Annotated in this window: 10 protein-coding genes; 5 read left to right on the top strand and 5 right to left on the bottom strand. The window is 66.3% G+C overall.

What is annotated here, in order from left to right:
• Positions 1-96: 96 nt before the first annotated feature.
• Positions 97-1446, bottom strand: a complete 1350-nt coding sequence (locus ACTB72_RS18455; protein WP_463038476.1) for a dicarboxylate/amino acid:cation symporter — start codon at positions 1444-1446, stop codon at positions 97-99.
• A gap of 247 nt (positions 1447-1693) precedes the next feature.
• On the opposite strand from ACTB72_RS18455, the gene ACTB72_RS18450 reads away from it, so the two are divergent.
• Positions 1694-2206 (top strand): REP-associated tyrosine transposase, encoded by a 513-nt coding sequence (locus ACTB72_RS18450; protein ID WP_463038477.1) that lies wholly within the window; start codon positions 1694-1696, stop codon positions 2204-2206.
• A 61-nt stretch (positions 2207-2267) separates the two neighbouring features.
• Here the strand turns inward: ACTB72_RS18450 and ACTB72_RS18445 are convergent, their stop codons facing one another.
• Genes ACTB72_RS18445 through ACTB72_RS18435 form a run of 3 tightly spaced genes read right to left on the bottom strand, consistent with a single transcriptional unit; the run spans position 2268 to position 5315 of the window.
• Positions 2268-2987, bottom strand: a complete 720-nt coding sequence (locus ACTB72_RS18445; protein ID WP_463038475.1) for a hypothetical protein — start codon at positions 2985-2987, stop codon at positions 2268-2270.
• Positions 2988-2991: 4 nt separating this feature from the next.
• Positions 2992-4791, bottom strand: a complete 1800-nt coding sequence (gene lepA, locus ACTB72_RS18440; RefSeq protein ID WP_463038474.1) for a translation elongation factor 4 — start codon at positions 4789-4791, stop codon at positions 2992-2994.
• A 32-nt stretch (positions 4792-4823) separates the two neighbouring features.
• Positions 4824-5315, bottom strand: coding sequence for a DUF2867 domain-containing protein (locus ACTB72_RS18435; protein WP_463038473.1), 492 nt, complete (start codon positions 5313-5315; stop codon positions 4824-4826).
• A 147-nt stretch (positions 5316-5462) separates the two neighbouring features.
• Between ACTB72_RS18435 and ACTB72_RS18430 the strand changes: the two genes are divergently transcribed.
• The 4 genes from ACTB72_RS18430 to ACTB72_RS18415 all read left to right on the top strand — a co-directional run bounded on the left by ACTB72_RS18430 (position 5463) and on the right by ACTB72_RS18415 (position 8276).
• Positions 5463-6167, top strand: coding sequence for a nitroreductase (locus ACTB72_RS18430; protein ID WP_463038472.1), 705 nt, complete (start codon positions 5463-5465; stop codon positions 6165-6167).
• 148 nt (positions 6168-6315) lie between these two features.
• A complete protein-coding gene (locus tag ACTB72_RS18425) occupies positions 6316-6822 on the top strand; it encodes a VOC family protein (RefSeq protein WP_463038471.1) in 507 nt (168 codons plus the stop codon).
• Between the two features lie 131 nt (positions 6823-6953).
• Entirely contained in the window at positions 6954-7379 is a 426-nt protein-coding gene (locus ACTB72_RS18420) for a globin domain-containing protein (protein WP_463038470.1), read from the top strand.
• A 174-nt stretch (positions 7380-7553) separates the two neighbouring features.
• Positions 7554-8276: an NAD-dependent deacylase gene (locus ACTB72_RS18415; protein ID WP_463038469.1), complete on the top strand. Its 723-nt coding sequence runs from the start codon at positions 7554-7556 to the stop codon at positions 8274-8276.
• Between the two features lie 34 nt (positions 8277-8310).
• Here ACTB72_RS18415 and ACTB72_RS18410 read toward each other — a convergent pair whose 3' ends face one another.
• Complete coding sequence (locus ACTB72_RS18410) at positions 8311-8823, bottom strand: copper chaperone PCu(A)C (protein ID WP_463038468.1); 513 nt, start codon at positions 8821-8823, stop codon at positions 8311-8313.
• Positions 8824-8963 lie beyond the last annotated feature (140 nt).

The following is an 8963-nucleotide window of genomic DNA, read 5'->3' as shown; positions in this document are numbered from 1 at the left end:
GCGTTCCTGGAAAAACGCGACCCGGTCTATACCGGCTGAGCGTCGGCGCATGAGAAAAGGGGCCCGCGGGCCCCTTTTCCTTGATATCTCCGCGGCTTACTCGCCCGGATGCGGCTTGGCGTAGGTGGCGAGCTCGGCCTCGGCCGCCGGGTCGATGTTCAGCCCGTCGGAGACCGTGCCGGCCTCCGGATCGCCATAGACCGCCATGTCGATCTTCCGCTCTCCGTTCGCGACGATGGCGGTGACCACCGCGTCGCCGGTGATGTTCACGGCCGTCCGGATCATGTCCATCAGCCGGTCGACGCCGAGGATCAGGGCGATGCCCTCGATCGGCAGCCCGACCTGACCCAGCACCATGGTCAGCATCACCAGCCCCACCCCGGGCACGCCCGCGGTGCCGATGGAGGCCAGAACCGCCATCGCGATCACCGTCAGATAGCCGCCGATCCCGAGGTCGATCCCGTAGACATTGGCCAGGAACACCGTGGCCACGCCCTGCATGATCGCGGTGCCGTCCATGTTGATCGTCGCGCCGAACGGCACGGTGAACGAGGCGACCGAGGTGTCGATCCCCATCCGCTCGGTCACGCAGCGATAGGTGACCGGGATGGTGGCGTTGGACGAGGCGGTGGAGAAGGCGAAGATCTGCGCCGGCCGGATCTTGCGCATGAACGCGAAGGGGTCGAGCCCGGAGAACACCTTCAGGAACAGCATCAGCGTCACGAAGAGATGCAGCAGCAGGGCCGCGGTCAGCGTGCCGACATAGGCCAGAACCGGAATGAACAGGCCGATGCCCTGCTCGGCGAACACTTTGGCGATCAGGCAGAACACGCCGATAGGGGCGAAGGCCATGACGATCTCGACGACTTTCATCATCAATTCGTTCATGTATTCGCAGCCGGCGATGAAGCCCTTCGACTTCTCGCCCAGCATCAGGGCGGCGACGCCGACCACGATCACGTAGAAGATGATCTGCAGCATGTCGCCCGAGGCCAGCGAGGCGATGGGGTTGGTGGGGACGACGTTGGCGAACACGTCCCAGACCGACGGGGCCGCCTTGGCGGAGATGCCGGAGACGTCGACCCCGGTCATGTCGAAGCCCTTGCCGGGCGCCACGATCAGCGCCAGCACGATGGCGACCGCGATGGCGGTGGCGGTGGTCAGCATGTAGAGCGCGAAGGACCGCCCCCCGACCCGCCCCAGCACGCGGATGTCGCCGATCCCCGCGACGCCGCAGATCAGCGAGAACACCACCAACGGAACCACGAGCATTTTCAGCGCGTTGACGAACATCTTGCCGAGCATGGCGAAGAGCCCGCCGACGATGTGCTCGTTGATGAACGGCGAGCCGATGGCGTTGAAGATCAAGCCGACGGCGAGGCCGAGCACCATGGCGATCATCACCTTGGCGGTGAGCGACAGCTTTCGCGATCCGGTCGCAGCCATGCGCGAGCCCTCCGGTTGAGTGAAAAACGGATCGTGAAGTCTGCCACGATTTTTCGTGATGTAGCGCGGAATTTGCGGAATGGCATTCCGTCTGGTGGAGCGACCGGCGCGCCAGGAGGGGGGGTGACATGCGTGCACCGGGCGTGCACCGCGCGTATGCCAAGCATTTCGGTCGGGGATTGGCGGGGGCGCGGCGGGTTCGCACCCGCCCTACGCTTTCTTAACCGTTTCGATTCATCTTTTGACGATGCCGAACTATCGCCGGAGGCGGGCGCCTGGGGCCCGTTACTTCTTCACCGTGACGTTGAGCGACCGGGGGTCGGACCTGCTGGTGCGGGAGATCGGGGCGCTGCGCTGCTCGTTGCGGGAGACGATGGCGGCGCAGCCGTTCCGGATCGAGGCGATGGTGGTCTTGCCCGACCACCTTCACGCGGTGTGGAGGCTGCCGGCGGGGGACGCGGATTTCTCGGGGCGGTGGCGGGGGATCAAGGCGGGGTTCACGCGGCGGTTGCCGGAGGTGGTGGGGAGCGGCCGGGCGCGGAAGGGCGAGCGCGGGGTGTGGCAGCGGCGGTTCTGGGAGCATCTTTTGCGCGACGAGGCCGATTGCGCGGCGCATGTCGGGTATTGCTGGTTCAACCCGGTGAAGCACGGATATGTCGCCCGGCCGGAGGATTGGCCGTGGTCGTCGTATCGGCGGGATGCGGGCCGGTGGGGGCGCGAGGCGACGTCGAAAGCGCCGCTCGGGCGGGTCGGAGAGTAGGGCGGGTGCGAACCCGCCGTTGGTGCGGGTGGCGGTGGAGGAAGGCGGGTTTGTACCCGCTCTACGGGCTCGGTCGAGAATTCTCTACATATTTACCATAGTTAAAATTATGCTGTTTAATTTGAAGAATTTTTTCATCAAGTGACACTTCCAATGCGATTTTTGGAAAAACGTATTTAAACAGCCCTAGCGCGTCAACGCCAGTAAAGCAGAGCCACAACAGGTAAAGTTCGCGATTCTTTTGACTTCCTAGAAAAGAAAATTTGTAAGTTCCCATACCATTTTCGCCAGGAGAGCGTGTCGAGGCAATTTCTGTGCCAAGCGCATTTGGGTGCGCGCCTAAATCTAGCAATACTTTATAAGTGGAATTGACCTGAGATTCTAATCTTGCATTCGTTAATTTAAGCTTTTTTAGTGCTGTCCGCCGGGCTTCATAGCGCATGATGCTCTGTGCTTTTTTATCCGTGCGTTTGTTTTTCCAATGCTCTATGAATTCAGGATTCATATTAAACAGAAATGCATAAAGTGCTGCTTCGTGCGCCTGTCGCAAAACTGGGGCAACATTTACATAAGCGCCACCCGAAATCAGTGAATACGATGCCCTCAAAGCACTGTAGCACGTAAAAAACATCATTACTTCCTGAAGGGATTTCGGCTCCTTCAGGGTTTGTGTGATTTCTTGGAAAGTCTGCTCGATTTTTACGAAACCCAAGGGTAATAACTTATCGTAATTTCGTAGGTTGTCGGAGAATGACTCAATATATTTTTGAAAATCGTCCAATCATTCACCCATCCATCTTCAGCGCATTGATAAACGCCTCCTGCGGGATCTCGACCTTCCCGAACTGGCGCATCTTCTTCTTGCCGGCCTTCTGCTTGTCCAAAAGCTTCCGCTTGCGGGTCGCGTCGCCGCCGTAGCATTTCGCCGTCACGTCCTTGCGCATCGCCCGGATCGTCTCGCGCGCGATCACGCGCCCGCCGATCGCGGCCTGGACGGGGACCTTGAACATGTGGGGGGGGATCAGATCCTTGAGCTTCTCGACCATCGCACGGCCGCGCATCTCGGCCCGGTCGCGGTGGACGATGGTGGCCAGCGCGTCCACCGGCTCGTCATTCACCAGGATCGACATCTTCACCAGGTTCTCGGCCCGATAGCCCTCGATCTGGTAGTCGAAGGAGGCGTAGCCCTTGGTGACGCTCTTCAGACGGTCATAAAAATCGAACACCACCTCGTTGAGCGGCAGGTCGTAGACCACCATCGCCCGCGTGCCGGCATAGGTCAGGTCGCGCTGCTGGCCGCGGCGGTCCTCGCAGAGCTTCAGCACGGCGCCGAGATATTCGTCGGGGACGAGGACGGTGGCCTTGATCCAGGGCTCCTGGATCTCCTCGATATGGGTCGGGTCGGGCATGTCGGCGGGGTTGTGCATCTCCTTCACCTCGCCGTCGCGCATCACCAGCTTGTAGACCACCGAAGGGGCCGTGGTGATCAGGTCGATGTCGTATTCACGCTCGAGCCGGTCGCGGATGACCTCGAGATGCAGGAGGCCGAGGAAGCCGCAGCGGAAGCCGAAGCCCAGCGCCGCGGAGGTCTCCATCTCCGACGAGAACGAGGCGTCGTTGAGCGACAGTTTCTCGATGGCGTCGCGCATGTCTTCGAAGTCCGCGGCGTCGACCGGGAACATCCCGCAGAAGACCACGGGGATCGAGGGTTTGAAGCCGGGCAGCATCTCGGCGCAGGGTTTGCGTTCGTGGGTGATGGTGTCGCCGACGCGGGTGTCGCGGACCTGCTTGATCGAGGCGGTGAGAAAGCCGATCTCGCCCGGGCCCAGTTCGTCGACTTCGCGCCGCGTGGGGGCGAAGATGCCGAGCGTGTCGACCTGATAGTCGGCCTTGGTCGACATCATGCGGATCTTGTCGTTCTTGCGCAGGACGCCGTCGCGGATGCGGACCAGCACGATGACGCCGAGATAGGCGTCGTACCACGAATCGACCAGCATCGCCTTGAGCGGCGCGTCGCGGTCGCCGGTGGGGGCGGGGAGGCGGGTGACGATGGCTTCCAGCACGTCGGAAATGCCGAGGCCGGATTTCGCGGAGATCATCACCGCATGTTCGGCGTCGATGCCGATCACGTCCTCGATCTGCTCCTTCACCCGGTCCGGCTCGGCGGCGGGGAGGTCGATCTTGTTGAGGACGGGGACGATCTCGTGGTTCGCCTCCATCGCCTGGTAGACGTTGGCGAGCGTCTGCGCCTCGACCCCCTGGGAGGCGTCGACGACGAGGAGCGAGCCCTCGACCGCGCGCATCGACCGGGAGACCTCATAGGCGAAGTCGACATGGCCGGGGGTGTCGATGAGGTTGAGGATGTAGTCGAGCCCGTCCTTGGCCTTGTAGTTCAGGCGGACGGTCTGCGCCTTGATGGTGATGCCGCGCTCCCGCTCCAGGTCCATGGAGTCGAGGACCTGCTCCTTCATCTCACGGTCCGTCAGCCCGCCGGTGATCTGGATCAGCCGGTCGGCGAGGGTGGATTTGCCGTGGTCGATATGGGCCACGATCGAGAAGTTGCGGATTCTGGAAAGCTCGGTCATGGACAGGCTTTTGAGGCCGGCGGTGCGGCGCGTCAAGCGGGGTCCGAGAGACGCGCGAGCGAGGCCCGCACGATCAGCCGGTGGAAGGGCAGGATCGTGGCGAGATAGACGCGCCCGAGCGTGTTGCGGCGGCGGACCCAGGTGGCGAGCCGGACGGTCTCGGGCGCCGCCGCGGGACGCATCACCGACACGCGGAAACTCAGATGGCGGTCGTCGGCGCCAAGCACGGCCTCGGCCTTGGTGAGCGAGATCAGGGGGAAGATGCCGATGCGGTCGGCGACGGCGCGGTCGGCGAGATCGCGGGTGGTCTTGAGGCCGAGGGGGGCGACGGCGGCGTCGCGGATCCGCATCAGGGTCCGGGCCCAGGCCGGCATGTCGGCGAAGAGCGCGGCGGCGATGGCCTCGATGGGCTGGGCGTCGAAGGCGGGGGCCGGGCGGGTTGCGTAGCAATCCAGGAAGTCGCCGGGGCGGATCAGCCGGTGCAGCGCGCTTTCGGGGGCGAGGGGCGCGAGGGTGACGGGCATGGCGGCCTCCGGGTTGGGCGCGGTCAGCATGGCGCCGGCGGCTCGGAGAGGGAATGCGGCGCGGGTGGCGTCTCGACCGGGGGCATCCGCGCGGGTATGTTGACCTGGCAGCCGCGGCGAGACGGCGTGAAGCATTGGGAGAGACGCATGGACCTCGACGAAGCGGTGAACGGCCGGCGCAGCATCCGCGGGTTCCTCGACAAGCCAGTGCCGCGCGCGCTGGTCGAAGAGGTGATCGGGCTGGCGACGCGGGCTCCGTCCTCGATGAACACCCAGCCCTGGCATCTGCATGTGGTGACGGGCGCGCCGCTGGACCGGATCCGGCAGGGCAATTCCGAGCGCAACCTCGCCGGCGTGAAGCCGAGCCGGGAAATCCCGACCCATGGCAAATACGAGGGCGTGCATCGCGACCGTCAGGTCGGCATCGCCAAGCAGCTTTTCGCCGCGATGGGGATCGAGCGGACCGACGCCGAGCGGCGGCAGGACTGGGTGATGCGCGGCTTCCGGCAGTTCGATGCGCCGGTGTCGATCGTGATCTGCTTCGACCGGGAGCTGGGCGAGGGCGGCGACGCCATCGCGCATTTCGACCTGGGTGCGATCACCTACGGGCTGGTGCTGGCGGCGTGGTCGCGGGGGCTGGGCTGCGTGATCAACGGCCAGGGCATCATGCAGTCGCCGGTGGTGCGCGAACATGCGCGGATCCCCGCCGATCAGCTGATCATGACCTGCGTGGCGATGGGCTGGCCCAACCGGGATTTCGCGGCGAACGACGTGGTCTCGACCCGTCGGCCGGTGGACGAGGTGGCGAACTTCGTGGGCTGGGACGAAACCGCGGACGTCGCAGCCGGTTGAGATCGGGGGGGGCGGGGAGGATAGTCTCCCGTCCGTGGATGGACCGTGCGCGCCGCGCCGCTTGTTTCCGGGGGCGCGGGAAGCGATCCTGGGGACGCGACCGATGTCGGCGCGTTCCCTCGCGCCCCCCGTTCTTGCAGGAGCCGCCATGTCCGCCGCCCGCCCCATCCCGAACGTCCCCGTCGCCGCGGGAACCCGCATCGGGCATGTTCACCTGAAGGTCGCGTCGCTGGAGCGGATGCTGGGCTTCTATTGCGGCGTGCTCGGCTTCGAGCAGACTCAGGCCTACGGCGCGCAGGCGGCCTTCGTCGCGGCGGGGGGCTATCACCATCATATCGGCTTCAACACCTGGGAAAGCGCCGGGGGCCAGCCGCCGCCGCCGGGGACCACCGGGCTTTACCATCTGGCGATCCTCTATCCGACGCGACGGGATCTGGCCGACGCGCTGGCCCGGCTGATCGCGGCCAAGGTCCCGCTGGACGGCGCCGCGGATCACGGGGTGAGCGAGGCGATCTACCTGACCGACCCGGAGGGCAACGGCGTGGAGCTCTGCCGCGACCGGCCCGAGGCGGAATGGCCGCGCGCCCCTGACGGGTCGCTGGCGATGAACAACACGAGACTGGACCTGCGCGCGCTGCTGACCGAGCTGGACTGACGTAGCGTTCGGCAATTGATCCTGATCGAGGACTGGTTTACGCTGCGTCGAACATGGTCGCGCGCAGCTCGGTCCCCAGCCCCGATCCGCTGCGCGATCATGCGTGCCAATTGCCGGCCGGAGCCCGCGCCATGCTGCTCGATTCCTCAAGTCTCGTGCGGATGCGCGCCGTGCTCTCGACCCTGCGGCTCGAAAGCCCCGACGCCTCGATCGACTTCTACCTGACCCTGTTCGAACGGGCCCCGGAGGTGCGGACGCTGTTCCGCGACTCCGACCTCGCCGGGCAGGGGCGCAAGTTCATCGCGATGCTGGGGGTGCTGGTCGAGTCCTGCGAGGATCCGGCGCGGCTGAACGCGCATATCCGGGCGCTGGGCCGCGGTCATGCCGCCTATGGCGTCCAGCCCCGCCATTTCGGTCCGATGGAGGAGGCGCTGATCGAGACCATGCGCCTGCATCTGAACGGGTCGTTCTCGGCCGAGCTGGAGGCCGACTGGCGCCTGCTCTACGCCATCGCGGCCAACGAGATGATGTCGCCTGACGCCGGCCCCGACGCCTGAGACCTCGACGCCTGAGACCCCGCGCGTGCGGTTCGTTCAGCCGCGGCGGCGTCCAGCATGTCCGGCCCCCGCTCGAACCCTGCGTCGGCGCCGGGGCCTCCGGGTTGGGCGGAGAGGCGGGACGTGCCATGTTCGGGCCTGCGCCGCAGGGGCGCAACCGGGGCGGAGGCGAAGATGACGGGACCCGAGATCGTGATCCTGACCGGGGCGGGCGTGTCGGCGGAAAGCGGGCTGGGCACGTTCCGCGACCTGGGCGGGCTGTGGACGAAGGTGCGGCTGGAGGACGTGGCGACGCCGGAGGCGTTCGCCCGCGACCCCGAGATGGTGCTGGAATTCTATAACGCGCGCCGGGCGAATGCGCGGGCGGCGGAGCCCAACGCCGCCCATCATGCGCTGGCCCGGCTGCAGGCGGCGCGGCCGGGCGAGGTGTTGATCGTGACGCAGAACGTCGACGATCTGCATGAGCGGGCGGGGGCGCTGGCCGGCGCCGATCCGGCCGACCTCATCCATATCCACGGGGAATTCGCCAAGGCGCTCTGCGACGGGTGCGGGCATCGGTGGATCTGGGGGGAGGCGACGATGACCACGGCCTCGACCTGCCCTGCCTGCGGCGGGGGGCGGGTGCGCCCGGACGTGGTGTGGTTCGGCGAGATGCCCTACCGGATGGAGGAGATCTACGCGGCGCTGGGCCAATGCGGGCTTTTCGTGTCCATCGGCACTTCGGGCGCGGTCTATCCGGCGGCGGGGTTCGTGGCCGAGGCGCGGGGCGCGGGGGCCGACACGCTGGAGCTGAACCTGGAGCCGTCGGAGGGCGCGTCCTGGTTCGGCGGCTCCCGCCACGGCAAGGCCACCGAGATCGTGCCGGAATGGGTGGCGGAGCTGCTTCCGGCCGGGTGACCCCCCGCGGCGGGCGCGGGGGGCCTTCGCCGGGTCAGTGATCGTGCTTCTTCGCGCCCGGATCCACCTTGCCGTGGTCCATGGCCCCGCCGCCCGTCGCGCCGTGATCCATCGGGGCGTCCTGCCGGTCGTTGTCGATGGGCACCTCGATCACCTGCTCGGTCCCGTCGTCGAAGACCAGGGTCAGCGGGAAGCTCTTCCCCTGCTCCCACGGTCCGTTCAGACCCATCATCATCACATGGTCGCCGCCGCGCCGGAGCATGGCCGTGCCGTGCGCGGGGATCTCGATCGCGTCCACGGGGCGCATCCTGGCGATGCCGTCCTCGATGATGTTGGTATGCAGGTCGGTCGAGCGGGCGACGTCGGACCGGACCTCGACCAGCTTCGCCGGCTGGTCGGCATGGTTGTGCAGCGCGAAGAAGGCGGCGCCGGCCATGGGGTTGGAGGAGCGGGCGTAGGCGTTCTCCACCGTCACATCCGCGGCGAGCGCGGGGGCGATGGAGAAGAGGACGGCGGCGAAGGCCGCGGCGGCGGTGGTGCGGAACATGGGGGTCTCTCCCGTAAGCGTCTGAGATGGTTTTGGGAACGGTCTCAGGCTGGGCGGGGAGGGGCGCGGGATCTGGGGCGCGGTGTCGGGCGGCCGACGAGCGGGCGCCCTGGCGCGAGGCGGCGGCGCAGGCGGGCGGC

Source organism: Albimonas sp., from assembly GCF_055129145.1.
Note: the sequence above shows the minus strand (reverse complement) of the source record. Positions and strands in the feature narration are given on the sequence as shown.